The sequence below is a fragment of the Candidatus Manganitrophaceae bacterium genome (assembly GCA_016200325.1).
Classification (GTDB): Bacteria; Nitrospirota; Nitrospiria; order SBBL01; family Manganitrophaceae; genus Manganitrophus.
Genome location: JACQEZ010000019.1, coordinates 175,555 through 200,630 on the forward strand (window position 1 = coordinate 175,555; position 25,076 = coordinate 200,630).

Annotated in this window: 19 protein-coding genes; 9 read left to right on the forward strand and 10 right to left on the reverse strand. The window is 60.0% G+C overall.

What is annotated here, in order from left to right:
• Positions 1-395 precede the first annotated feature (395 nt).
• Together HY282_15765 and HY282_15770 are read left to right on the forward strand one after the other, a co-directional pair.
• The gene (locus HY282_15765) at positions 396-8,996 is read left to right on the forward strand and encodes a cyclic beta 1-2 glucan synthetase (protein MBI3805207.1); all 8,601 of its coding nucleotides are present in this window, start codon (positions 396-398) and stop codon (positions 8,994-8,996) included.
• Between the two features lie 183 nt (positions 8,997-9,179).
• Positions 9,180-9,461, forward strand: a complete 282-nt coding sequence (locus HY282_15770) for a hypothetical protein (GenBank protein MBI3805208.1) — start codon at positions 9,180-9,182, stop codon at positions 9,459-9,461.
• On the opposite strand, the gene HY282_15775 is transcribed toward HY282_15770, so the two are convergent.
• Together HY282_15775 and HY282_15780 are read right to left on the reverse strand one after the other, a co-directional pair.
• Positions 9,458-9,985 carry a GNAT family N-acetyltransferase gene (locus tag HY282_15775; GenBank protein ID MBI3805209.1) on the reverse strand — a complete coding sequence of 176 codons (528 nt, stop codon included), beginning with the start codon at positions 9,983-9,985 and terminating at the stop codon, positions 9,458-9,460. The two genes, HY282_15770 and HY282_15775, sit on opposite strands and share 4 nt — an antisense overlap.
• Before the next feature lie 61 nt (positions 9,986-10,046).
• Entirely contained in the window at positions 10,047-10,955 is a 909-nt protein-coding gene (locus HY282_15780; protein MBI3805210.1) for an SDR family oxidoreductase, read from the reverse strand.
• Positions 10,956-11,152: 197 nt separating this feature from the next.
• Between HY282_15780 and HY282_15785 the strand changes: the two genes are divergently transcribed.
• Positions 11,153-11,650 carry a peroxiredoxin gene (locus HY282_15785; protein MBI3805211.1) on the forward strand — a complete coding sequence of 166 codons (498 nt, stop codon included), beginning with the start codon at positions 11,153-11,155 and terminating at the stop codon, positions 11,648-11,650.
• On the forward strand, positions 11,643-12,203 hold the full coding sequence (locus HY282_15790; GenBank protein MBI3805212.1) for a thioredoxin domain-containing protein: 561 nt from the start codon (positions 11,643-11,645) through the stop codon (positions 12,201-12,203). The genes HY282_15785 and HY282_15790 overlap by 8 nt, the downstream gene beginning before the upstream one ends.
• Before the next feature lie 92 nt (positions 12,204-12,295).
• On the opposite strand, the gene HY282_15795 is transcribed toward HY282_15790, so the two are convergent.
• The 8 genes from HY282_15795 to HY282_15830 form a co-directional block, all read right to left on the reverse strand.
• Positions 12,296-13,009, reverse strand: a complete 714-nt coding sequence (locus HY282_15795; protein MBI3805213.1) for an FKBP-type peptidyl-prolyl cis-trans isomerase — start codon at positions 13,007-13,009, stop codon at positions 12,296-12,298.
• A gap of 211 nt (positions 13,010-13,220) precedes the next feature.
• Positions 13,221-14,132: a transglutaminase domain-containing protein gene (locus tag HY282_15800; GenBank protein MBI3805214.1), complete on the reverse strand. Its 912-nt coding sequence runs from the start codon at positions 14,130-14,132 to the stop codon at positions 13,221-13,223.
• A gap of 229 nt (positions 14,133-14,361) precedes the next feature.
• The gene (locus tag HY282_15805) at positions 14,362-14,850 is read right to left on the reverse strand and encodes a cupin domain-containing protein (protein ID MBI3805215.1); all 489 of its coding nucleotides are present in this window, start codon (positions 14,848-14,850) and stop codon (positions 14,362-14,364) included.
• Positions 14,851-14,881: 31 nt separating this feature from the next.
• A complete protein-coding gene (locus HY282_15810) occupies positions 14,882-15,865 on the reverse strand; it encodes an isopenicillin N synthase family oxygenase (protein ID MBI3805216.1) in 984 nt (327 codons plus the stop codon).
• Between the two features lie 6 nt (positions 15,866-15,871).
• On the reverse strand, positions 15,872-16,294 hold the full coding sequence (locus HY282_15815; protein MBI3805217.1) for a VOC family protein: 423 nt from the start codon (positions 16,292-16,294) through the stop codon (positions 15,872-15,874).
• 51 nt (positions 16,295-16,345) lie between these two features.
• Positions 16,346-17,356 (reverse strand): AAA family ATPase, encoded by a 1,011-nt coding sequence (locus HY282_15820; GenBank protein MBI3805218.1) that lies wholly within the window; start codon positions 17,354-17,356, stop codon positions 16,346-16,348.
• Between the two features lie 105 nt (positions 17,357-17,461).
• A complete protein-coding gene (locus HY282_15825; GenBank protein MBI3805219.1) occupies positions 17,462-18,415 on the reverse strand; it encodes a formate/nitrite transporter family protein in 954 nt (317 codons plus the stop codon).
• 61 nt (positions 18,416-18,476) lie between these two features.
• Positions 18,477-20,438 carry an ATP-dependent helicase gene (locus tag HY282_15830; protein MBI3805220.1) on the reverse strand — a complete coding sequence of 654 codons (1,962 nt, stop codon included), beginning with the start codon at positions 20,436-20,438 and terminating at the stop codon, positions 18,477-18,479.
• A gap of 317 nt (positions 20,439-20,755) precedes the next feature.
• Between HY282_15830 and HY282_15835 the strand changes: the two genes are divergently transcribed.
• The 5 genes from HY282_15835 to HY282_15855 all read left to right on the forward strand — a co-directional run bounded on the left by HY282_15835 (position 20,756) and on the right by HY282_15855 (position 25,014).
• A complete protein-coding gene (locus HY282_15835; protein ID MBI3805221.1) occupies positions 20,756-22,123 on the forward strand; it encodes a sigma-54-dependent Fis family transcriptional regulator in 1,368 nt (455 codons plus the stop codon).
• Positions 22,124-22,511: 388 nt separating this feature from the next.
• Positions 22,512-23,195, forward strand: coding sequence for a Crp/Fnr family transcriptional regulator (locus tag HY282_15840; GenBank protein MBI3805222.1), 684 nt, complete (start codon positions 22,512-22,514; stop codon positions 23,193-23,195).
• A gap of 87 nt (positions 23,196-23,282) precedes the next feature.
• The gene (locus HY282_15845) at positions 23,283-24,269 is read left to right on the forward strand and encodes an NTP transferase domain-containing protein (GenBank protein ID MBI3805223.1); all 987 of its coding nucleotides are present in this window, start codon (positions 23,283-23,285) and stop codon (positions 24,267-24,269) included.
• 129 nt (positions 24,270-24,398) lie between these two features.
• A complete protein-coding gene (locus HY282_15850; GenBank protein MBI3805224.1) occupies positions 24,399-24,767 on the forward strand; it encodes a response regulator in 369 nt (122 codons plus the stop codon).
• Positions 24,768-24,813: 46 nt separating this feature from the next.
• Positions 24,814-25,014, forward strand: coding sequence for a hypothetical protein (locus tag HY282_15855; protein MBI3805225.1), 201 nt, complete (start codon positions 24,814-24,816; stop codon positions 25,012-25,014).
• Positions 25,015-25,076: the final 62 nt, after the last annotated feature.

The window sequence follows — 25,076 nt, forward strand, 5'->3', positions numbered from 1 at the left end:
GAAGGCTCGCGAAGGCTCGCCGATCGATCGGATGAAGGGTCCTTCAGCCAAGGGGTCGATCGCGCCGGTTCTCACCCGTTGCGCTGGGACCTGGTCATCGGATCCCGGTTCGTGGTATGCTGATTCTGGGCCAGGAAGCATCGGCAACCCAGGTGACCCCTTCCGGCTCACAGCAAGAGAGCCCTGCAACCCGCCCTCATTCCGAGAAAGTCGTTCAAAACAACCGATCGCGATCGCTCATAGGGCGCTTCAGAAAGAGATGAATATTGAAAGAGATCGACACGATCCTCGGACCTTTTCTCCGGTTAAAGACCCGCCTTCGCAGACGCAACGTTCCACGAAAATACCCCAACGAAGAGCCGCCGCTGCGATCGGATTTGTTCAGCGCCGATCAGATGGAACAACACGGCAAGCGCCTTGCCGCCGCGCATCAATTGACACCGGGACGCGCGCCGGACCAGCTTCTCACCCGACTTTCTGCGAATGAAGCGCTGTTGATCGATGTTTGCAATCTGCTGACCGGTGCGGTCACAGCCAACCAGCGGATCACGCCGGCGGCGGAGTGGCTGCTCGATAACTTCTACTTAATCGAAGAGCAGATCCGCACGGCCAAAAAACATCTACCCACAGGGTACAGCCGGGAGCTTCCTCGCCTCGCGCACGGCCCTTCGGCCGGGCTTCCCCGCGTCTATGATATCGCGCTGGAAACGATTTCGCACGGCGACGGACGGGTCGATCCGGAGATTCTCAGCCGATTCGTGGCGGCCTACCAGACGGTCACCCCCCTCACGCTAGGAGAATTGTGGGCGATCCCGATCATGCTCCGCTTGGCGCTGATCGAAAACCTCCGCCGCGTCGGCGCCCGGATCGCCACCAGCAGAATCAACCGCGACCTGGCCGACGCCTGGGCCGACCAGATGATCGAGATCACCGAAAAAGACCCGAAGAGCCTCATCCTGGTGATCGCCGATATGGCCCGGTCGAATCCCCCCATGGTCAGCTCGTTTGTGGCCGAGCTGACCCGCCGACTGCAGGGACAGGGAGCCCCCTTGGCGCTGCCGCTGACCTGGATGGAGCAGCTTCTCTCGGAGTCGCAGCTGACGATCCAGCAGTTGGTTCAGTCGGAGACGCAGCAGCAGGCGGCCGACCAGGTCTCGATCAGCAACAGCATCGGCAGCCTCCGATTCCTCGGGGCGATGGATTGGCGCAAGTTCGTCGAGACGATGAGCAGGGTCGAGCGGATCCTCGATGAAGATCCCGGGGGCGTTTACGGCAAGATGGATTTCACGACCCGCGATCGCTACCGGCATGTGGTTGAGAAAACCGCAAAGCATACGGCTCTCTCCGAAAGCGAGGTGGCGCGCAAAGCGATCGCCCTCGCGCAGGAGGGGGCGGCCCGGGACGGACAGGGAAGTCGGACGGCGCACGTCGGTTTTTATCTCCTCGACCGTGGACTGTCTCAGCTCGAACAGGCGGTCGAATTGACGCTGCCGACCTCCAAGGCCCTCCGTCGCACGCTCTCCCGGCATCCTTTGCTCCTCTTCCTCGGCGCAATCGTTGCGATGACGGCCCTCTTCACCGGAGGGCTCCTGTTCCAGGCCGATGCAACCGGCTGGGACGGCTGGCCGTTCGCCTTGATCGGGATTCTCTCCCTTCTCTGCACGAGTCAGCTCGCGGTCGCGCTGGTGAATTGGCTGACGACGCTGCTGGCCCCGCCGCATTTGCTCCCGCGAATGGACTTCTCGGAAGGGATCGCGCCGGAATCACGGACGCTCGTGGTCGTGCCGACCCTGCTGACCACCGCCCGGAACGTCGAAGCGCTGATCGAAGGGCTGGAGGTTCGCTTCCTGGCAAACCGCGATCCCCACCTCCATTTCGGCCTATTAACCGACTTTCGAGATGCGCCGGAGGAAACCCTCCCTCAGGATGCGCCGCTGCTGCAGCTCGCCCGGATGAAAATCGAGACGCTGAATGAAAAATACCGTCGCCCCGAGACCCCGGGCGACCCCTTCTACCTGTTTCACCGGCCGCGCCGGTGGAATCCGCAGGAGCGGATCTGGATGGGGTATGAGCGAAAGCGTGGAAAGCTCGCCGACCTGAATTCACTCCTGCGCGGCGGCCCGAAGGACGCCTTCTCAGAGGTCGTCGGGAATACCGACCTGTTATTGAACGTCAAATATGTCATTACCCTCGACACCGACACACAGCTGCCGCGCGATTCCGCGCGCCAGCTGGCCGGGACCCTCGCCCACCCCCTGAACCGCGCGCGCTATGACGAACCAAAAGGGCGTGTCACGGAGGGATACGGCATCCTTCAGCCGCGGGTTGCGGCGAGCCTGCCGGGCTCCAATGCATCGTATTATGCACGGCTTTGCGGGAGTGAGCCGGGGATCGACCCCTATACGCGCGCCGTCTCCGATGTCTACCAAGACCTCTTCCATGAAGGCTCGTTTATCGGCAAGGGAATCTATGACGTCGATGCATTCGAACAGGCGCTCAAAGAACGCTTTCCGGAAAACCGCATCCTCAGCCACGATCTGCTGGAAGGCTGTTATGCCCGCTCCGGTTTATTAAGCGACACACAGATCTATGAGGAGGACCCCTCCTCCTACGGCGCCGATGTCAACCGGCGCGCCCGCTGGATTCGCGGCGATTGGCAGATTGCGGGATGGCTTCTGCCGCGCGTTCCAGGACCCGGCGGACGCCGGCAGGCCAATCCGCTCTCCCTCCTGTCGCGATGGAAGATCTTCGACAACTTGCGGAGGAGCCTCATCGCGCCGGCACTCACCCTCCTCTTATTGCTCGGCTGGACCGTCTTGCCCTCCCCCTGGTTTTGGTCTTCGGCGGTCATTGGAATGATCTTCATCCCGTCGTTCATCGCCTCTCTCCTTCATCTCTTCCGAAAACCGGACGACGTTCTCTGGAGGCAACACATCAATGCGGCGATCCGGTCCGCAGGCAACGCGTTTACGCAGGCGGCGCTGACGCTCGTCTGCCTCCCCTACGAGGCCTATTTTAGTCTCGATGCCATCGTTCGGACCGTCGGACGGATCTGGATTACCCACCGCCGGCTTCTGGAGTGGACCTCCTCGGCCGAGGTCAATGGCGATCGGCGGTCCGACCTCCGCGCCGCCTTCCGATCGATGTGGATCGCCCCCGCGGTCGCCCTTTCCGTCGGGATGGCCTTGATGCTGTCGCGGCCCGGCGCGTTGGCCGTGGCGGGACCGATCCTTCTCTTATGGCTCCTCTCCCCCGCCGTCACCGGGTGGATCAGTCAACCGCTGGTTCAGGGGGACCTCCAGCTGACCGGCGAGCAGACCTTCTTCCTCCGTAAAATCTCCCGGAAGACCTGGGCCTTCTTCGAAACCTTCGTCGGTCCGGAAGACCATTGGCTCCCCCCGGACAATGTCCAGGAGTACCGCGGCACCGTCGTTGCGCATCGGACATCGCCGACCAATATCGGGCTGGCGCTGCTCGCCAACCTATCGGCCCACGACTTCGGCTATCTTCCGGCGGGAGGCCTGATCGAGCGGACGGAGAAGACGCTGCGCACCCTCGAAAGTCTGGAGCGGTATGAAGGGCACTTCTATAATTGGTATGACACCCACTCTCTCAAACCGCTCCACCCGCTTTACGTTTCGACCGTCGACAGCGGAAACCTCGCCGCCCATCTGCTGACGTTGCGTCCGGGACTGATCGCCCTCTCCGATCAACCGATCCTGAGTGACCGGCTCTTTGACGGTCTCCACGACACGCTTATGCTCCTGGTGGAGGCGGCCGAAGGGAGGCTTCCTCCGCCGCTCGCCCCCCTCCAGGCCGATCTGGACTCGGCCCTGGCGTCACCGCCGACCACCCTGACGGGGGCGCACCGGACGCTCGATCGCCTGACCCGCTGTGCGGCGGCGTTCGCCGCCGATGGAGACCGGTTTTCTGAGACGGTCGGCGAGTGGGCCGAGGCGCTGGCCCGGCAATCGCGCGCCGCCCTCGACGAGTTGACCTTTCTCGCCCCCTGGCTCTTGTCGCCGGAGCGGCCGACGGAGGAGAGCCTCTTGCCCGATCTCGTCCCGATTCCCTCGCTGCGCGCGCTGGCCGGCCTTGCGCGGCGGGTACATCCCGCCCTCGAACAGCGGCTTGCAACGGAGGGAGCCGCGCCGGAGCGCCGGTGGCTGAATGCGCTGCAACCGCTTCTGATCGAAGCGGGCCGGCGGGCCGAGGAGCGGATGACGACGACGGCGCGCCTTGCGCTTCTGTCGGGCGAATTGGCACAGATGAACTATGACTTTCTCTTTGATAAGACACGGCGGCTCCTGGCGATCGGATACAACGCGGGAGAGCGCCGGCGGGACGCCAGTTATTATGACCTGCTCGCTTCGGAAGCGAGGCTCTGTACGTTTCTCGCCATCGCACAGGGACAGCTTCCCCAGGAGAGCTGGTTTGCTTTGGGACGGCTGTTGACCGGCAGCGGCGGGGAGCCGGTCCTCTTGTCGTGGAGCGGCTCGATGTTCGAGTACCTGATGCCGCTGCTGGTGATGCCGACCTATGAGAACACCCTGCTCGACCAGACCTATCGGGCCGCCGTCGACCGACAAATCGACTATGGACGGCAGCGCGGCGTCCCCTGGGGAATGTCGGAGTCGGGCTACAATACCGTCGACGTCCATTTCAACTACCAGTATCGGGCGTTCGGTGTTCCCGGCCTCGGCCTCAAACGCGGACTCGCGGAAGAGCTGGTCGTCGCGCCGTATGCATCGGTCCTGGCGTTGATGGTCGCGCCGGAGGCGGCCTGTCAGAATCTGCAGCGACTCGCCGTCGAAGGGATGGAAGGAAAGTTCGGCTTTTATGAAGCGGTCGATTACACCCCCTCTCGCCTCCGCCGGGGGGAGTCGCGCGCGATCATTCGGTCCTTCATGGCCCATCACCAAGGGATGAGTCTTCTCTCCTTGGCTTATCTCCTCCTCGACCGGCCGATGCAGAAGCGCTTCGAGTCGGACCCTCAGTTCCAGGCAACGCTGCTGCTTCTCCAAGAGCGGATTCCGAAGGCGACCGCATTTTATTCGCATACCGCCCCCTCCGCCGGCCTCCGGACCCCTTCCGTCGACTCGGAAATGCCGGTGCGGGTCCTCGACAGCCCCAACACGCCGATCCCGGAGGTGCAGTTGCTGTCGAACGGCCGATACCATGTCATGATCACAAACGCAGGGGGGGGCTACAGCCGCTGGAAGGAGCTCGCGGTCACACGCTGGCGCGAAGACAGCACCTCCGACCCGTGGGGGACCTTTTGCTACATCCGGGACGTCGCGAGCGGCGCCTTCTGGTCCAATACCTATCAACCGACGCTCAAACGGTCGGAGAGCTACGAAGCGATCTTCTCCGAAGGACGGGCCGAATTTCGCCGCCGCGACCGTGATTTTGAAACGTATACCGAAATCGTTGTATCACCGGAAGATGACATCGAACTGCGCCGGGTCCGGATTACCAATCGCTCCCGGACACGCAAAACGATCGATGTCGTCAGCTATGCGGAGGTGGTGCTCGCCCCTCTTCCCGCAGACGCGCTCCATCCGGCCTTCAGCAATCTATTCGTACAGACCGAAATCATTCAGCGGAGGCAGGCGATCCTTTGTACCCGCCGACCCCGCTCTCTCAATGAGCAGGCGCCCTGGATGTTTCATCTGATGGCGGTGCACGGCGGGGAGAAAGGACCGATTTCCTATGAGACCGACCGCGGGCAGTTCATCGGTCGGGGAAACACCGTCGCCTCCCCTCAAGCGCTCGGCGATACGGCCGCCCTCTCCGGGAGTCAGGGCTCCGTGCTCGATCCGATCGCCGCCATCCAGCACCGAATCACCCTCGGTCCGGACCAATCGACCACGATCGATCTGGTCTCGGGCGTCGGCGAAACCCGCGACGCCGCTTTAAGCCTGGTCGAGAAATACCAAGACCGGCGGCTGGCGAATCGGGTCTTCGATTTGGCCTGGACCCATAGCCAAGTCGTCTTACGCCAGATCAATGCCACCGAGGCCGATGCGCAACTCTACAGCCGCTTGGCCAATTCGATTATCTATGCGAATTCGTCGCTGCGGGCCGAGGCCGGCGTTCTGATCAAAAACCGTCGGGGCCAGTCGGGCTTGTGGGGCTATGCGATCTCCGGCGATTTGCCGATCGTCCTGCTGCAGATTGCCGACGCGGGGAAGATCGATCTGGTTCGCCAGCTGGTCCAAGCCCACGCCTATTGGCGCTTAAAAGGACTCGCGGTCGATCTGGTGATCTGGAACGAGGATCACACCGGCTACCGCCAGCTGCTCCAAGAGCAGATTATGGGACTGATCGCCGCCGGGGTCGAAGCCAACATCATCGACCGGCCGGGCGGAATTTTCGTCCGACCGGCCGACCAAATTTCGAGCGAGGATCGAATTCTGCTCCAGTCGGTCGCGCGGGCCATCCTCACCGACACGCGCGGAACGCTGGCGGAGCAGATCAACCGCCGCGGCCTCATGGAGGTGCGCGTTCCCCGGCTGACGCCGACCCGGACCCATCGACCGGCCGCCCGGCCCGACGACCTTCCCCGCCGCGATCTGATCCTCTTCAACGGGCTGGGGGGCTTCACCCCCGATGGAAGCGAGTATGTGATCACAACCACCCCCGGAAAGGGGACGCCGGCCCCCTGGGTGAATATATTGGCGAATCCGCAGTTCGGCACCGTTCTCTCGGAGAGCGGCGCGGCCTATACCTGGAGCGAGAACGCCCATGAGTTCCGCCTGACCCCGTGGCACAACGACCCGGTCGGCGATCCGAGCGGAGAAGCGATCTACCTTCGCGACGAAGAGAGCGGCCACTTCTGGTCGCCCACGCCGCTGCCGAGAAGGGGAGCGGGCGCTTATGTGAGCCGGCATGGTTTCGGCTACAGCGTCTTTGAGCATCATGAGGACGGGATCCACTCGGAGCTCTGGGTCTATGTCGCCCTCGATGCATCGATCAAGTTCTCGGTCTTGAAAGTACAAAACAGCTCCGGCCGGTCCCGTCGCCTCTCGGCCACCGGTTATGTCGAATGGGTGCTGGGGGACCTCCGGCCGAAATCGGCGATGCATGTCACCACCGAGGTCGACGCCGCCGGGGTATTCTATGCCCGCAATCGGTATAATACGGAATTCGCCGATCGAACGGCGTTTTTCGATATCGACGATGCGACCCGGACCTTCACAGGCGACCGCACCGAATTCATCGGGCGAAACGGCACCCTTCGCGCGCCGGCCGCCCTGACCCGCTCGCGGCTTTCCGGAAAGGTGGGGGCCGGCCTCGATCCCTGCGCCGCGCTTCAGCTCTCCTTCGAGTTGGCGGACGGGGAAGCGCGGGAGATCACCTTTAAACTCGGCCTCGGGCGTAACGCCGACGATGCGGCCGATCTGGTCCATCGCTTCCGGGGCGCCGCGGCGGCCGCAACCGCGCTCGAGACGGTCCGTCGGCATTGGAAGCGGACGCTGGGGGCGGTGCAGGTCGAAACACCGGACCTCTCCCTCAATGTGCTGACCAACGGCTGGCTGCCGTACCAGGCGCTCGCATGCCGTCTCTGGGCGCGAAGCGGATTCTATCAATCGGGAGGGGCCTTCGGCTTTCGCGACCAGCTCCAAGATGTCATGGCGCTCATCCATGCCGAACCGCGCCTCCTCCGCGAGCAGCTGCTCCTCTGCGCGGGCCGTCAGTTCCCGGAGGGGGATGTGCAGCACTGGTGGCACCCGCCGCTCGGCCGGGGGGTGCGGACGCACTGTTCGGACGATTTCCTCTGGCTCCCCTTGGCGGCCTCCCGTTATCTCGCCGCAACCGGCGATACCGGGATCTTGGATGAATCGATCCCTTTCATCGAGGGCCGTCCGGTCAATCCCGATGAGGACTCCTACTACGATCATCCGGTCCGGTCCGACGTCTCGGCCAGCCTATACGAACACTGTCTGCGCGCTATTTTGCGGGGCCTTCGATTCGGCGGGCACGGCCTCCCGTTGATCGGCTCGGGGGATTGGAACGACGGGATGAATACGGTCGGCGAACAAAATAAAGGGGAGAGCGTTTGGCTCGGCTTCTTCCTTTATAAAGTCCTCACGGAATTCACTCCGATCGCCCGCCTTCGCGGCGATCTCCCCTTCGCCGAGCGCTGCCAGAAAGAGGCCGCCCAGCTCCGCCGGAATATCGAGGCGCATGGCTGGGATGGGGCGTGGTACCGTCGCGCCTACTTCGACGATGGGACACCGCTCGGCTCGGCCGAAAATCCCGAATGCCAAATCGATTCGATTGCACAAAGCTGGTCCGTTCTCTCCGGCGCCGGGGAGGCCGCCCGCGCCCGCCGGGCGATGGAGGCATTGGATCAACGCCTGGTACGGCGGGATCATTCGCTGATCCAGCTTTTGGACCCGCCGTTCGACAAGTCGAACCTGAATCCCGGCTATATCAAGGGGTATGTGCCGGGGGTCCGGGAAAACGGCGGCCAGTATACCCATGCGGCGATCTGGGCGGCGATGGCGTTCGCCGCCTTGGGAGAGAACCGGCGCGCCTGGGAGCTGCTCGACATCATCAACCCGGTCAACCATGCACGGACGCCGAAAGAAACGGCGATCTACAAGGTCGAGCCGTATGTCGTCGCAGCCGACGTCTATGCGGTCTCACCCCACACCGGCCGCGGCGGATGGACCTGGTACACCGGATCGGCCGGCTGGCTGTATCGTCTCATCGTGGAATCGCTCCTCGGGCTCAGGCTTGAAGGAGATCGATTACATTTCGAGCCCTGCCTTCCGGAAGATTGGACGGCGTTCAAGATCGATTACCGTTATCGGGAGACGCGCTATCAGATCTCCTTCGTCCGCTCCCGCGGCATCCGGAATCAACCGGGGGAAGAGATCCGGGTCGCCGTCGACGGCGTCGAGCAACACACGCCGGCCATTCCCCTGGCCGACGACCGTCAAGATCACACCGTCGAGGTCCGAATTCAGAGCGCGCCCCCGATTTAAGCCCGGGCGAAACGCGGGAGAAGCGCCGGCGAACGATCGAGGACCCCACCCGACGCTTCGATCCAATTCGAGACCGGATGAGAACCGGTCGATCTTAATTTTGCCGACTTGCATTTGTAAAATGGGATTGAACTTCTTCCCCCTCCAATGGTACCCTTAGCCGTTGTGTCGGGGAGAAGGAGAATGATTCTGAAAGAAGAGCTCAGCGAAGCGATCGAGGAATTGAATCGGGCCTCGGCGGCGGTCGAAAAACAGACCCAAGCCGCCGACCCGGAGGAGATGAAGCAAGCGGAGTGGCGGATCACCTATCTGCAGGCGATGGTCCGGTATCTCCTCGCCAACTGCCGCGTGGAGAACCTGCTTCGGGAGAGTCTGGCCGACCGGGTGAAGGCGCTCGAAAACGAGATGAAGATTTTCAGGAATGGCGCCGGCCCGCATCCGCCCCCCTCCGACCCCCCTTCCTAAGGAGCGGTCTCTTCCAAGTTCAGACGGTAGCCTTTGACGATTAAATCGGCCGAAGGATAAAAGTCAAGCGCCGGCGCCCGGACAAACCCGATCCGCTCATACATTTCCATCGCCACCCGCATCATGTCGGTGGTATGGAGCGTCAGCGCCGCGGCGCCCGATCGGCGCGCACGCCGAATGCATTCCTTCATCAGCGCCGCCGCAACCCCTCGGCCCCGCGCCGCCGGGGCAACCGCCAAGAGACGGACCTCCGGCGAAACCCGGGTCATCGGCGGGCTGTTCGGAGGAGAGAAGACCGATCCGGCCGGATATAAAAGGACGGCGCCGACGATCGCCCCCGCCGCTTCGGCCACGATCTGCTCGGCCGGCTGGACGTCGGCCAACGTCCCCAAAATCCCCTGCCGGTAGCTCTCCCAATGTTCCGGCATCTGCGCTGAATATTCCTGATAAGCCGAGAGGGTCACCTCCCGAATCCCATCGCGATCGGCCTCCTCCGCGTCGCGAACCTGCACTCCCTTTGTCATTGAACCTCCGGTGCTCTCGATAAGGAATCGGCCATCCGTTTGGGCCGTCCGGATCTTCATCCTATCGCGATGGCTTCTCGGCGACGTTCTCCTCGAAATACTTTCCCCAATTCGGCCGGCTTCCGTCGATGTCGGTAAAGCCATACTCTTGCGCCAACCCCCAGGAGCTGAAGAGCCGGCCCGATTTCTTCATCACCTCCGGGTCGGAGGCCAAGGCCGCGACGGCACGGCCGACATAAAACGGCGTCTCGGAAGCGATGAAGTGCCGGTCTTTCTTCGCCCCCTCCCGCCAGTTCGCCTCGGTGACGCCGAAGTGCTCCAGCATCGCCTCGGAGCGAAGGAAGCCGGGGGTCACGGCGAGCGCCGCGACCTGGTGCGGGCGGAGCTCTTCCGACATCCCATAGGCGAGCCGGATGACGGAAAGCTTGACCAAATCATAGAAGAGATTGCCCCGATAATGAAAGTCGTCGCCGTCGGTGATTTCGACGATCAACCCTCGGCCGGACCGGATCATGAATGGCGCGGCGTAGCGGCTCGTGATGATGTGGGTCTGGACGGCGCGTTGGAGCATCAACCATCCCTTTTCCAACGTCAGCTCCCAGAACGGTTTCCCCCACTCGGCCAATTCATCTCCGCCCCAGACATCGTTGACCAGCAGGTCCAACCGTCCCTGCTCGGCTTCGACCCGATCGAAGAGTCGCTTCACCTCCGCTTCCACCGTGTGATCGACCCGGACCGGGATGCCGATCCCGCCGCACGCCGTCACCTTCTCAGCGGACTCCTCGATCGTCTCCGGACGCGCCGTCAGGTCGAACGGGGAGTTCCCCGTTCGTGTCGGGGTCCGGCCCCGGCTGCTCCGCCCGGTACAGTAGACCGTCGCCCCCGCTTCGCCGAGCATGCAAGCGATCCCCCGCCCGGCCCCCCGCGTCGCCCCTGCGACAACCGCCGTTTTTCCCTGAAGCTGCTTCATCGAGACCTTTTGCGAAACCTGTCGGACGAAACCTGTCGGAATCGATTGGATCGATCCGGATTCCCGGCCGCCGTTACGGCCGCGCCCGCGGTACCCTCCGAGGGGTTGTCCCCTCGGAATCCATCGGCGTAGAATGAAAATATATACATACCTGAGTGACCAGGTCCAGAATAATCTATAGCGCAAAGGAGGGTTCTATGGCCACCCCGTCACCGACAAATGCGCCGGCCCCCGACTTCACCCTTCCGAACGGTGAAGCGGAACCGGTCCAGTTGAGCCACTATCGCGGCAAAAATGTCGTCCTCGCCTTTTACCCCGCCGATTGGTCGCCCGTCTGCACCAGCGAATTCGCGCTCATTCAAGAAGTGCTCGGCGAAATCCAAGGGTACAATGCGGAGGTCCTGGGGATCAGCGTCGACAATGTCTTCTCGCACCGCGCCTGGTCCAAAGATCAGCGCCTCACCTTCCCGCTGCTGAGCGACTTCTGGCCGCACGGCGGGGTGGCCCGGCAATATGGGGTCTTTCGCGAGAATGATGGGATCAGCGAGCGCGCCCTCTTCTTCATCGACGCGGAGGGGGTCCTCCGCGACCGCTGGGTCTCGAAAGACCCGGCGATCGCGCCCGGTCTCAACATCATCTTTGATGCGCTCGAGCAGATTGCCGGCGCCCGGCCGAAGGAGGCTCACCATGCTTGACGACACGATTCAGAAAACCGTGATGACGAAAGACGATTGGACCCTCGGCGCGCCCGACGCGCGGGTCACGATGCTGGAATACGGCGACTTCGAATGCCCCTACTGCGGCATGGCCCGCCCCGTCCTGGAGAGTCTGGTGGAGGAAGAGCCCGATACCGTCCGGCTCGTCTTCCGGAATTTCCCCCTCACCAACATCCATCCCCACGCCCTGATGGCGGCGGAGGCGGCCGAAGCGGCCGGCGCGCAGGGGCAGTTCTGGGAGATGCACGACATGCTCTTCGACCATCAGGATGCGCTCGAATACGATCACATCGTTGCCTATGCCGCCGCGCTCGGGCTCGACGTAGAGCGCTTCGATCGGGAACTGCGGGGAGAGGTCTACCGGGAAAAAGTGAGGGAGGACTTTCGGAGGGGAATTCAGGACGGCGTCAACGGCACCCCGACGATCTTCATGAACCGGATCCGCTACGACGGCCCGCGCGATCGGGTCTCGATGCGCGCCGCCATCGCCGCGATCCTGTCGGCGGAACCGAGCCGACGGCGCGCGGCGTGAAAGATTTCAACGGCTCCTCGAAAAAGAAAAAAGGGTTCGGCCAACGAAGGCCGAACCCTTCTCTTTCATCCAACCGATTCGATACGCGGGATTTAAGGCTTCGGTGTTTTGGCCTCGTCCTGAATCGAGAGAAGCTCCACTTCGAAGATCAGCGTCGCGTTCGGCCCGATCTGCGGTCCGGCGCCCCGGGGGCCGTATGCCAACGCCGGCGGAACGACGAGCTGCCACTTGGAGCCGACCGGCATCAGCTGGAGCGCCTCGGTCCAACCGGGGATGACCCCTTGGACCGGGAAACTCGCCGGCTCCCCTCGCTTGTAGGAGCTGTCGAACTCAGTCCCATCGATGAGGGTCCCTTTATAGTTGGTGGTGACGGTGTCGGTCGCTTTCGGCTTCTTTCCGGTGCCGGCGGTGATGATTTTATACTGCAGGCCGCTCGGAAGGGTGACGACCCCCTTTTTCTTCTTGTTCTCTGCGAGGAACGCCTCGCCCTCTTTCAGATTTTTATCCCCGACCACCTTGGCCTGCTCGGTCGCCTTGGCCTGCATCTCTTTCTGAAAGGTCATCATCACGGCCTGGACTTCCTCTTGGGTGAGCAACGGCTTTCCACCCGAGGTGGCGTCCTGAATCCCTTGCGCTAAGAATTTCGGGTCGATCTCGATCGACTGGCCTTTCAATTTATTTCCGATATCCAATCCGATGCTGTAGCTGACCTTGTCCTTCTGCGTTTTCAGGTCGGCCTTGTCCGCCGCGTAGGCCGATGTAACCAGAAATCCGAGACCGAGCATAGCGATGAGTCGAAATAACATAAACACTCCTTTGTTTTGATCATGATCTGATCGATAGGGACGCTTCTTTGATTCGCGTTTGTCCGACGGCGGGTGAATGACGGGTGATTTTATCGAACCCGCATCGAGCCGGCCGCCGGTCGCAACGGTTCCTAAAATACTCCTTCTGAGCCGAATTGACAATCACCCCGCCCGGCAACCGACTTCTCTCCGGAACGCGATCCGGTTCTGTTCATTCTATTCTCCCTTCAACTCGGATCTCTTCCGGGCGGTTGAGGAGGGCATTGAAGACGGTCGCCGGCACCCGCACGCCGTCCTCTTCTTCGTAGAGCCGGCGCAGTTCATCGAAGGAGGCATCGGGCGCTTGCGTGAGCAGGGCCAGCTGATCGAAAAAGGCAAGCGCCTCCTCGTCCAGCGGCGCGTCGGGCGAAGGGATGGCGCCCCAGACATCCCACGGCAGCATCTCCATGTTGTTGAGCGCCGCGACATCGCGCACCAGGTCCCCCGCGATGAACCAGAGCCCGCGCCGCGCCCTCTCAAAAATGCCGAACTTTAACGGATCGGCCTTGCCTGTACGGCCTTGCACCCAGGCGTCGCCGGCGACCAAGAACCGGTCGCGCGGCAGATCGAGAATATCGTGTTTGATCTTCAGCTTCGTCCGCCACACCTCGTCGAACTGCGGATCGGCGAGCGCCCAGCGTCCGTCTGCATCATCCCAATATTCACAGACCCAGTGCTCCTCGAAAGTGCCAGGATTAAAATAGGCGCCGAACCCGCAGCGCGCCCGGGCCGGAATCCCCTTGGCCCGGAGCATGGCGACGAGAAAGAGGACGAAGTGATGGCAGACGCCGACGAGACGCCGCTCGGCCGGCCGCGCGACCGAGAGCGGCGCGTCATCGAGGGCGAGGAGGCGATCGATCATCCCCTCCACCGGGCGAAGATGCGCCTCGCTCCGGCGCGCGTCGGAGATCGCGACGCCGTAAAACGAGGAAGCGACCGATTCATGGATCACCAGGCCCTGGACGATCTGGGCAAGGACGTCGGCATCGCGCGGCAACGCTTCCAACAAAGACGCATGTCGGCCGCCGGAGGTCATTGTCGCCGGCTGTAAATAGAAGTCGAGAATTTCCTGGTGCGTCGTCATGATTTGTTTCTCCTTGCTCAAAGGTGCCGGATCTCAGATCGATGTCGCCTCAAACCGGACGGCTCCACAGCAGCAGCTTCCACGATATGTTTTCTTCGCTTCTAAATCTCCTACCGGTCTTGTTATTCAACAGAATTGAGTCGAGGGGGTCGGAAAGGTAGAGGAGGCCCCCGCTCAATAATGACAATGCTATTTTAGCGTTAAGTGACCAGAGCCTTTATGATTGAATTTATTCTTCGTCCTCATGGTAATCCATCTCCTTGGAATTAGCCGGTCGGATCACCCTTCGCTCAGGTGAGCGGACAAGCCATTTCTTGCTATCCGGATAATAGGCCGACTCGCCGATTGGATTGTCCGCAACAACATAGAGAACCAGATCCTCAGAACTATGGTTGATCAGCTGGTGCGGCTGGTCCGGCTCGAAGAGAAAGGCATCGCCCGCTTCAATTGGAGTCGTCCCCTCCTGATGGCGGACCTGTCCCGTTCCTGAGATCACATGATAAAACTCCCACTGCGCGCTATGCGAATGATAAGGAGAATGAATCTTTCCCGGAGGGATGCGGCAGAGCTCCACATCGAAGGGATGCCGCTCCTTTAAGTCCATGGAATTCGGCTTGCGTCCCAATGCGACAGAGATCTCTTTGCTCGCGCCGCCGAACTTCCCTTTGGGCGACGACCAACTCTCATCAGGAATATCTTTCAGATTCACCTTACGCATCGTTTTCTCACCACAATGGAAAAGGGGATTATTAAAGAACCTTACGACGTAACTCCGGGAATACCTTTGAGACCTTACTCAGCAGATAATCACCATAAGTTCCTTGAAAGGCGTGGACGCTGGCGCGATCCCAACGCGCTTCCTTGTTGTCATTGACTTCGCCGGTCTCGATCGGCCGGATCTCCGCGTTGAAGTTCGGATCGAAGAAGAATGCAAAGGATAACCGATCGTGCCGCGCCGGGTTCTGGACCCGATGCGGCGTCGACAGGTAGCGCCCCGCAGTCAGACGATCGAGCATGTCTCCGATATTGCAAACAAACGCGTTGGGAATCGGCGGGGCGGGAATCCAGTCCGATTTCACCTTGATCTGCAACCCGCCCGACCGGTCTTGTTTGAGGATCGTGAGCAATCCATAGTCGGTATGCTCCCCGACGCCGAAGGGTGCCTCCGTCGCCGCGCCGAGTGACGGCGCCGGATAATTGAAGATCCGGAACAACGTCAGCGGCTCGGAGGTGTACCGGTCGGTGAAGTACGACGCTTCCAGACCGAGGCTTAAGGAGAGGCCGGCCATCAGCGCCTGTCCGAGCCGGGTCAAGGCGGCCATGTAGTCGAGAACGGTCTCCCTGAATTGCGGCGGATGGGCCGGAAAGAGGTTCGGCCCATGGAGCGGTGTGCCGGCGCTCACCCGCGGGTGATCGGCTGCCAATTCCGCACCGAAGTAAATCCCCTCTTTGAGATCGGGCCGGCCGGAGGTGAGCTCGCCGCCGACCGGAAAGTATCCCCGCCAAACGCGGCCTCCCCGCGCCATGCCGATTTCAAGTTTGGTCTCAAGATCTTGCGCGAAGAATTGCCGGCTGACCTCCTCCAGCCGCAGCTGCAGCCGTTCGTCGACGCCATGACCGACGATGTAAAAGAATCCCCAGTCGCGGCACGCTTGGCCGATGCGTCCTGCGACGTGATGGCGCGCGTCCGTTCCGGCGACGAGCGGACCGATATCAATCACCGGGATATCCATCTCACCTCATTCTTTGACGACCCACTGGGGGTTCCAGGCGATCTCCCAGAGGTGTCCGTCTAAATCTTGGAAGTATCCGGAGTAGCCTCCCCAGAAGCGATCCTGCGCCGGGGCCGTGATCTTGGCCCCCGCCCTTTCCGCCTGCTTCATCACCGCGTCCACCTCCTGTTTGGAATTCACGATGTGGCCGAGGGAGAAGTCGGAGGGACTGCTCGGCGTGACGGGGATCTGCGCGTCCTTCACCAAGGATCTCTTCGGCCAGAGCGCCAAGATCAGATCCTCGTTCATGTTGAAGAAGGCGACGGCTCCGTCTTCGAATTCTGTGCCGATGATCCCTTCGGTCGCCAGCCCCAGCCCGTCCCGGTAGAAGGCCAATGACCGAGGCAAATCGCTGACGGCCAGGGTAATCACTTTGATTCGCGGTTTCATCTCTCCCCTCTTACCCCGGACCAAACCGACGCCGGGCATTCCTTCACAGGTTTAACGGATCAGCACCAACGCGACGGCGACCAGCGCGACGATGAGCGCGGCGCCGGCGAGCCCCATCGCGACGAAGAGCGCGTTCGGCCAGCGTGCCTCTACCTCCGGCCAGACGCCGTTCGGCTCGACCGTGGCCGCCTCCCCCTTCGCAAAAAGCGACTGCTGCATCACCGCCTTGGCTGCGAGGACCTCTGCCGTCGCCGATTCGAGATGCCGCTGGCTGATCCGCTTGCCGAAATCGGCGCCGGGCTCGCCCGCCGCCGCGGCCGCCGCCTTGAGGACGGCGTTTTTGATATCGCCTCCGCTGATGACATACCGCTCGGCCAGCCGCCGGAAATCGACGTCGGACGCCAGCGGTGTCTTCTTCGGATGGATTTGCAGCGGCCAGATCTGGGCCCGCTCCTCGACGCCGGGGATTTCAAAAAGGACATGGGCGCGGATGCGGCGCTCGAAGGCCGGATCGAAATTGGCGGCCAGGTTGGTCGCAAAGATCACGATCCCATTGAACGCTTCCAGCTCACGCAGAAGGACGTTCACGGTCAGGTTGCTCTCACGGTCATACGGTAAGAGACTCCCGCCGGCCGAGCGGCGCGTCGCGATCGCATCGGCCTCATCAAAGAAGAGAACGGCCTTTTCCTCGACCGCCGCGCGAAAGATCCCGACGATGTTTTTCGGGGTCTGGCCGACCCACATCGACTCCGCCTCGGCGTAGTTGACGATGAGGAGCTTCAGACCGAGCGCATGCGCGATCGCCTCGGCGCAGATCGTCTTTCCGGTTCCCGGCGGCCCCGCGAAGTTAAACGCCAACCCCCGCCCCGACGCATGCCGCTCGCCCAAGCCCCAGCGGCTGAAGATCAACGTGTGATTCCGAACCTGCGCCAGCGCCTGCTCCAACGCGCGCCGCGTTTGCGGCGGGAGGATGACCTCTTCCAAGGTCCGTCGCGGCGCGACGGTCTCCACCACCCGCCGCGAGCCGAGCCCGCTCAAAAATGAAATCAACGGATTGCTCATCCTAAACGAAACCTCCTGGGTCTCTCATCGTGTCGAAATGATCTAGGCCTTGTTAAAGCTTGCAAATCCGGCGGCCTCTTTATAATTCCAGCACGCCGTCGGTTTCTATGCGGCCTCCTTCCACGGAGGGCGCGGACGCGGGGTCCCGAAGGGACGCCCCCCTTTCATACTGAACAACAGCTCGCGCAGGGTGAGAACGCGGACCTCGGGATAGCGCCGTTGTGCGGTCTGCGCATAGGCGGTGAATGCGAACAACATGACGCCGCCGACGCTGTTTCCGAGCAACACCGGGAGCCAGAATTGCCGGACCAGGGTGGCCGGGCCGGGGCCGGGCGCCTGGAGAAAAACGAAGAAGAAAATATCGGAGGCGGTGGTGATCACATGGAAGAGGTCGGCCACCGCGATCAGGTAGAAGACCCCATAGACGATCACCAGCCGGGAGATCGTATCGCGCGCCGCGACATTCAGCCACACCACCCCGGCCACCAACCAGCCGGCGAATACGGCTTTGAAAAACGCGTCCCACCAGCCGGTCTCAAGCCCCCGCTGAGCGAACCGGGCCCCCGCCTCGATCGCGTCGGGGGAGAGAACATGGGTGTGGGCGAGAATAAACGCGCCGAGCGCTGCTCCGGCGACATTCGCAATCAAAACGACCCCCCATAGCCGGAGCAGCAAGGGGAGGCTCGCCAGTCGGGTCATGACGAGCATCACCGGCGACAATGTATTCTCCGTGAAGAACTGGTAGCGCCCGAGGATAATGTAAAGAAAGCCGATCGGATAGAGAAGGGCGGCGAGGAACCGGTTGCCCGGAAACTGTGCGCGACCGACCGCATGGCCGACGAATGTCAGGACAATTGCAAAGCCGGCGGTGAACCCGCTGAAGAAGAGCTCTCGAACCCCTGCGGAGATCTCTTCGTCGGCGCTCGCAAGGAGCCGCTGCTGAATCTCCTCCCATGAAAAGCGATCCCCGACCGCCCAGCCGGCGCGCGGTCCGCCGGAGGCGGCTCGATCGACGTCGCGAATTTCGGGGGCCGGCTGTTCTTCCGGGTCCGCCGCCAACTATCCCTCCTATAAAGGAGAATCACATTCGTCAAAAAGGAGGTCCGTCTATATCAATCGCTCAGCCCTCTTCCGACAACACCCACGGCTCCAGAATCTCCTCCGGAACCGACTCGATAAATCGGGACGGTTTCGAAAGAACGGCATGGCTGGCCCGATGGAAGATCCGGATCGGGTAAGAGAGATAGAGCTGTTCTTTCGCCCGGGTGATCGCAACATACATCAGCCGCCGCTCTTCGTCGAGCTCGGCCTCCTTGGTGAATGCATAGAGCGAGGGGAAATAGCCGTCGAGCGTCCAGATAATGAAGACGACCTGCCATTCCAGCCCTTTGGCCGAGTGGATCGTCGAGAGGACCAGCTTTTCTTTGTCGTGGTCGGCGGCGGCCACATCCAGGACCGACTCCTCCGGCTCCAACGCGAGATCGGAGAGGAAACGGGAGAGCTTTCGATACCGGTCGGCGATCAGGACCAGATGCTCGAGGTCTTTCATCCGCTTCGGATAGTCGTCATACTTGTTCTTCATCAACGGAAGGTAATAGGCCATCGCCCGCTCGATCTGGCCGGGGAGCGAATCGAGCCGCTCCGCTTCGGAGAGCATCTGCAGCAGCCCGCGGATGGCTTCGGCCTGCGGCTCCCGCGTGAATCCCTTCAACCCCTCCCGCCCCTCCTGCTGCACTTGGGAGATCAGCTTCTGGCTGGTGCGCGGCCCGATCCCCGGAATAAGGAGGAGCAGCCGATTCCAGCTGACCGCGTCGGAGGGGTTGGCGAGGATCCGGAGGTGGCTCATTAGATCTTTCACATGCGCCGTCTCGGTGAGTCTGAAGCCCCCCCGCTTCTCGAAGGGGAGGTTGCAGCGGGTCAGCTCGATTTCGAGATCAAACGAATGGAAGCTCGATCGAAAGAGGACGGCGATCTCGGAAAGCGGGATCCCCTCTTCCCGCAGCTCCAAGATCTTCTGCGCGACAAAGCGCGACTGCTCCGCCTCCTCCGCCGCCCGGACCAACGCCGGCTTGATCCCCCCCTCCTTCCGGGTGAAGAGGTGCTTCGGGTATTTCTGCGCCGACGCATCGATCACGGTGTTCGCCAGATCGAGAACCGCCTGGGTCGATCGGTAGTTCTCTTCCAGCTTATAAACCTGCGTCCCGGGAAAATAGTCCGGAAACCGGAGGATATTTTGGAAGTCGGCCCCGCGAAACGAGTAGATGCTCTGGGCATCGTCTCCGACCGCCATCACCCGCCGGTCGCGGCCGAGAAGCCGGACAATCTCCCCCTGGATCTTGTTCGTGTCTTGATACTCGTCGACCAAGAGATGCCGGTACTGCTCAGCCAGCGCTTCCCGAATCGATGGGTGCTCGGAGAGAAGGGCATACAGATCGACGAGGAGGTCATCATAGTCGACCAGATGCCGGTCGGTCTTATATTTTTGGTAGCGGATGAAGAGGGAGCGGATCAGTTCGGTCTGATCAAGAAAATGGCGGTACTCGTCCTCGATCACTTCATCGAGGGTCAGCAGCTTATTCTGCACCTTGCTGAAGAGGTCGGAGAGGGTCCCCTTTTTCGGAAAACGCTTCCCCTTCTCGGCCAGCCCCATCTCGCCGCGAAGGAGCTGGATCACATCCTCTGCGTCGGACCGGTCGAGGATGGTAAACGAGGAAGAGAGGCCGAGCGCCTTGCCGTACCGCCGAAGGATGGCGGCGGCCACCGAATGAAACGTTCCCCCCGAGACCTGCTTGCAGCGCTCGTCTAGTAATGCCGCCGCCCGCTTGAGCATCTCCGAAGCGGCCCGCCGGGTAAAGGTGAGAAGAAGGATCGACTCCGGCTTCACCCCGCAATGAACCAGCCAGGCGAGCCGATAAATCAGCGTCCGGGTCTTCCCGCTGCCGGCGCCGGCAATCACCAACGCCGGCCCGTCGGGCGCGGTGGCGACTTGAAACTGTTGTTCGTTTAAAGCGGACTGATACGCTTCTCGAAAGGCATCGAGCCTCGCTTGTTTCGACTCATTCTTGAGGATATATTTCTTCACCCCTCCGATTATAAGAGGGTTTAGAAAGGATATCAAGATTTCGGTCGCCCCCCAAACGCAGTCGCTTACTCTTTTGCTTGGAATGGGGTTTCTCTCCCCATTCAATTGAATGATCTAGATAGAAAGGTCGATCCACTGACCCTGCTTGAAAGGGAACCGGCGTGCCCCCGCATTTATCTCCCTATGGAATACCAATATAAAGATTGAAATTTTAGCCGGGTCTTGTTACTATTTTTACCGTAAATACCGATCCTTGACAGAGAGATGTCTATCAGAGCAGACTGGCAGAGTAGACTGGTTTAGGTGGTATAGGCCTTATGAAAATATTGATCATCGATGATGATCCTTCCAATTGCGAACTGCTGTCGATTCACTTTCAATATCAGAAATACACCGTCCAGACCGCGCTGACCGGCCGCGAAGGGCTCGAAAAGCTCAAGGCGTTTTCCCCTCAGATCATCTTTCTCGATAACCGGCTCCCCGACTTAAGCGGCCTCTCGGTCCTCAAAGAGATCCGGAAAATCGATGAGAATGCCTTCACGATCATCATGACCGCTTTCATCGACATGGATACGACGATCCAAGCGATGAAAGCCGGGGCGTTCGAATATATCAACAAACCGATCAACATCGATGAGCTCGGCTCGGTGGTTGGAAAGATCAAGGGGATCATTACACTCCGGAGCCAGTCCCCGCGGCCGATGTTCAATGAGTTCTCCGCCCCGAAGATCGGGATCATCATCGGCAAAACCGCGCAGATGCTGCAGATCTTCAAGACGATCGCCATTGCATCGGAGAGCAACGCGACCGTGTTGATTGAAGGAGAGAGCGGCACCGGCAAGGAATTGATCGCCCGCGCCATCCACTACCATGGGAACTACAACACCCCCTTTCTCGGAATCAACTGCTCCGCATTGGTCGAAACGCTCCTCGAGAGCGAGCTCTTCGGCCATGAGAAGGGATCCTTTACCGGGGCGATCCAGAAAAAAGAGGGAAAGTTCGAAATGGCCGAGAACGGCACCCTGTTGCTCGACGAGATCGGGGATATGTCGATTCACCTTCAGGCCAAGCTCCTCCGTGTTTTGCAAGAACGGGAGTTTGAACGTGTTGGCGGGAAGGAGAAAATCAAAGCAAACGTCCGGGTCATCGCGGCGACCAATAAAAACTTAGAGGAATTGATTAAAGTCGGCAAATTCAGAAAAGATCTTTATTATCGCCTGAAAGTCATCAGCATCCGGGTCCCCCCCCTTCGCGATCGGATGCAGGACATCCCGCATCTGGTTCATTTTTTGATCAACAAAATCAGCTCCAACATGCACAAGCACATCACCGGCGTCTCCCCCAAGGTCATGGATGTCCTGATGGATTATCCTTGGCCCGGGAACATCCGGGAGCTGGAGAATGTGCTGACCCGGGCGGTCGTCTTAACGCGCGGCAATGTTATTCTGGAAGAGTCGCTCTCGCTCCTCCCGCTGACCCAGCCGCAATCGAACGGGGCCCGGAACATTATCGCCCCTCTCTCGGAGATTGAAAGACAACACATTCAACACATCCTCAACCACACCCGCGGACACAAAGGGAAAGCCTGCCAAATTTTAGGGATCTCCAGACCGGCGCTCGACCGCAAAATCAAGAAGTACCAACTCTCCGATCCAATCAGTAGAACCTCTTCAGTAGAATTTTAAACGAAACGTTCTATTTTCTTTTTTGATTGAACGAATCGTTTTAATTCACTCCCCTGTCCACAGTTTGTCCACAGAAAAATCCACTTTTATCGGCCTTTTTTACGCAAAAACTCTGTTGTGACCTCCGGCACTGATCTTGCTCCTTACCGTGATCAAGGTTTCGGGGTCATCAGCAATGATCAGATTCATAAATTAAATTCAGAAGATTTAACGCATTCGTCAGCACGATTACCATGGGGTTTTCGTGAATCAGAAGTTGCAGGAATACGCAAACTTTTGCGCGCCAATGAAGGAATTTGCATTGCAGGGGATTATGGAGAAGATAGATTTTGTCCGGTTTATCCAAAGTTGTGATCCATATTCGGTACTCTCCGCTCATGAGTTGGAGATGATTCATTCCAAAGTCCGGGTGCTGATCTTTGAAAAGGGGAAATCGATCTACCTCCCCGGACATCCGAGTGATCAGATCTACATCGTCCATTCCGGGTCGGTTCGAACCGCCACGTTGATGGAGAGCGGAAAAGAATTTACCTCCTCCCTTTATCATGCCGGAGAGACATTCGGCGAGTTGAGCTTGGCGGGGGAGATGGCCCGTGGTGAAATGGCCGTCTCCTACGAGAAATCGGTTTTGGTCGCCCTTCGAACAGACTTTCTGTTCGACTTCCTCAAGCAGAATCCGCTCTTTACATTGGGCCTGATCCGGCTCATCGGCTCCAGAAGATGTGAATCGGAAAACCGCCTTCTCCAATTCTTCTACTCGCCGGTCCACTCCCGTCTTGCCAAAGTCTTGATCCACTGCGCGACCAAACAGTTAAAGTCCCCCCCTCTTATGCCCATTCAGCTTCGACTGACCCACGAGATCCTCGCAAGCCTTGCCGGAACCACCCGCGAGACGACCACGATGATCCTGAATCGTTTTCAGCGGTTGGGCGTCATCCAGAAGAGCAAGGGAAACATTTTTATCAAGGATCTCCAGTCATTGAAAGCGATCAGCTTGAATCAAGATTTAAATCAACAGAATCAACAGGCAAAGGAACCACAAAAGACGCTTACCTTAACGCATGCTGCGTAAGGGTCGCGCCTCTTCATCGTAACAACCTGAAGTGGAAATAGGTCGACGTCTGAACATTATCAAAAGCAAAAGAAGGAGGAGTATTTGATGCACGAAGGAAAACCGGAATCAGGACAGCTCTGGGGGATCGTTTTGGCCGCGGGAGAGGGAACGCGGATGAACCAATTTATTCGTTCTTCCTATGGGGTTTGTTCTCCAAAACAGTATATCGCTTTTACAGGCAAGCGCTCCATGCTCCAGCATACCCTCGACCGGGTCTCCCTGTTGATCCCGCCGGAGCGAACCCGGATCGTGGTTAATCCAAGCCACATTAAAGAGATCCGATCGCAGCTTTCCAGCTTGCCTGAAAAGACCCTGGTCTTTCAGCCTTACAACCGAGAGACCGCCCCCGGCGCCCTGCTGCCGCTTCTTTATATCTATAAGCGTGATCCAGACGCCCGCGTCGTCTTCTTTCCCTCCGACCACTTTATTCAAGAGGAAGCGCGCTTCATGCGCTTCATCTCCGCGGCGGATGAAGTGGTCCGGCACCGTCCCGAGCAGATTGTTCTTCTGGGAATCCAACCCGAAGGGCCCGAAGTGGAGTATGGTTGGATCGCCCCTGCCGCCCCCCTGGACGGCCCCTACCCGATGGAGGTCAAGCGGGTGGCGCAATTTTTAGAGAAGCCGAGCCGAGAGGCCGCCCTGAAATTTTATGAGAGCGGATACCTTTGGAATACCTTTGTCTCGGTGATGCGAGCCGACACCCTGATCGGACTGTTCAAACAGCATCTGCCGGGAATCTGGAGACGATTTGAGAGAATTCTCTCCGCCATCGGCACCGTACACGAGCTCTCTACCATTGAACGGGAGTACCGCACGATGGAGCCGGCGACCCTCTCTCGCGGGATCTTCGAGCGCTGCACCGGTCTGATCTCCGTCATCGAGGTCAAAGAGGTCTTTTGGAGCGATTGGGGAAGCAGCCACCGCGTTTTAGAAACCCTCCAACGGATCGGGAAAGCCCCCCTTTCAGCCGTCGCGGAAATCGGCATGCGGCAGGCGACCCCCTATGCGGTCGCCCAAAGCAAGGCGCTTTAATCCCGGAGAACGGACGGTCTTTATTCTCGTGGACGATCCGGCAGGGTTCTTTGTTTCAGGAAACATCCGATCGGTTCCGATCATTAGGAAATGTGACAGGCCCGATGGGGGCAGAGCGGGGTAAACGCAATGACGATGACGAAGAAGAAGATCATGATTATCAGCCAGGAAAATTATATCGGAGAGCTCCTCCGAACCGAATTGGCCGAAGAGGGTTATCAAGTCACCCTGGTCGATACCGGAGAGAAGGCCTTCTGGAAGTATCGGCAAGATTTTCCGGATCTGGTCCTGATCGATACGGTTTTATCCGCGATCGACAGCAATGATGTCTTGCGCTGCTTCCGCGAAGGAAATGCCTCCCCCCCGATCGTGGTCTGGTCGGCCTATGACCAGAGCAACGACGACAACCTCTGGTGGGATTCGGATGCCTACGTTATGAAGACACCGAGTTTTTTTAAAATCAAGAAAAAGATAAAAGAGCTCTGCCCATGCGCCTGATCCGGACGGACCCTCCGGATCGTATTCGAGGAAAAAGGAGAAACCGATGAACATTAAACAAGCCAAGATTTGTCTGGATTGCGATGAAATCTACGATCGGGAAACCGCGTTCTGCCCGATCTGCAGCGGAAGGATCGGCTGGCTTTTAAGGGATTGGATCGGGACCCTCGGGCGAGAACATCCCGAGGCGGCGCTCTCCTACATGGAATCTACCGAGGATCGCTACCTCAAAGAATACGTTTCTTGACGCGGCCGAGGTTCAACGCGTCTTTAAACAGGCTTCAAGATGATACAAAATTATAAATGGCC

Coding starts and splice junctions, on each gene's coding strand:
- HY282_15815 (MBI3805217.1), bottom strand. CDS start 16,294: ATGAAACCGCGAATCAAAGTGATTACCCTGGCCGTCAGCGATTTGCCT.
- HY282_15835 (MBI3805221.1), top strand. CDS start 20,756: ATGAAAATATTGATCATCGATGATGATCCTTCCAATTGCGAACTGCTG.
- HY282_15765 (MBI3805207.1), top strand. CDS start 396: ATGGAACAACACGGCAAGCGCCTTGCCGCCGCGCATCAATTGACACCG.
- HY282_15810 (MBI3805216.1), bottom strand. CDS start 15,865: ATGGATATCCCGGTGATTGATATCGGTCCGCTCGTCGCCGGAACGGAC.
- HY282_15780 (MBI3805210.1), bottom strand. CDS start 10,955: ATGAAGCAGCTTCAGGGAAAAACGGCGGTTGTCGCAGGGGCGACGCGG.
- HY282_15840 (MBI3805222.1), top strand. CDS start 22,512: ATGATTCATTCCAAAGTCCGGGTGCTGATCTTTGAAAAGGGGAAATCG.
- HY282_15775 (MBI3805209.1), bottom strand. CDS start 9,985: ATGACAAAGGGAGTGCAGGTTCGCGACGCGGAGGAGGCCGATCGCGAT.
- HY282_15855 (MBI3805225.1), top strand. CDS start 24,814: ATGAACATTAAACAAGCCAAGATTTGTCTGGATTGCGATGAAATCTAC.
- HY282_15800 (MBI3805214.1), bottom strand. CDS start 14,132: ATGACGACGCACCAGGAAATTCTCGACTTCTATTTACAGCCGGCGACA.
- HY282_15795 (MBI3805213.1), bottom strand. CDS start 13,009: ATGTTATTTCGACTCATCGCTATGCTCGGTCTCGGATTTCTGGTTACA.
- HY282_15850 (MBI3805224.1), top strand. CDS start 24,399: ATGACGATGACGAAGAAGAAGATCATGATTATCAGCCAGGAAAATTAT.
- HY282_15845 (MBI3805223.1), top strand. CDS start 23,283: ATGCACGAAGGAAAACCGGAATCAGGACAGCTCTGGGGGATCGTTTTG.
- HY282_15770 (MBI3805208.1), top strand. CDS start 9,180: ATGATTCTGAAAGAAGAGCTCAGCGAAGCGATCGAGGAATTGAATCGG.
- HY282_15790 (MBI3805212.1), top strand. CDS start 11,643: ATGCTTGACGACACGATTCAGAAAACCGTGATGACGAAAGACGATTGG.
- HY282_15820 (MBI3805218.1), bottom strand. CDS start 17,356: ATGAGCAATCCGTTGATTTCATTTTTGAGCGGGCTCGGCTCGCGGCGG.
- HY282_15805 (MBI3805215.1), bottom strand. CDS start 14,850: ATGCGTAAGGTGAATCTGAAAGATATTCCTGATGAGAGTTGGTCGTCG.
- HY282_15785 (MBI3805211.1), top strand. CDS start 11,153: ATGGCCACCCCGTCACCGACAAATGCGCCGGCCCCCGACTTCACCCTT.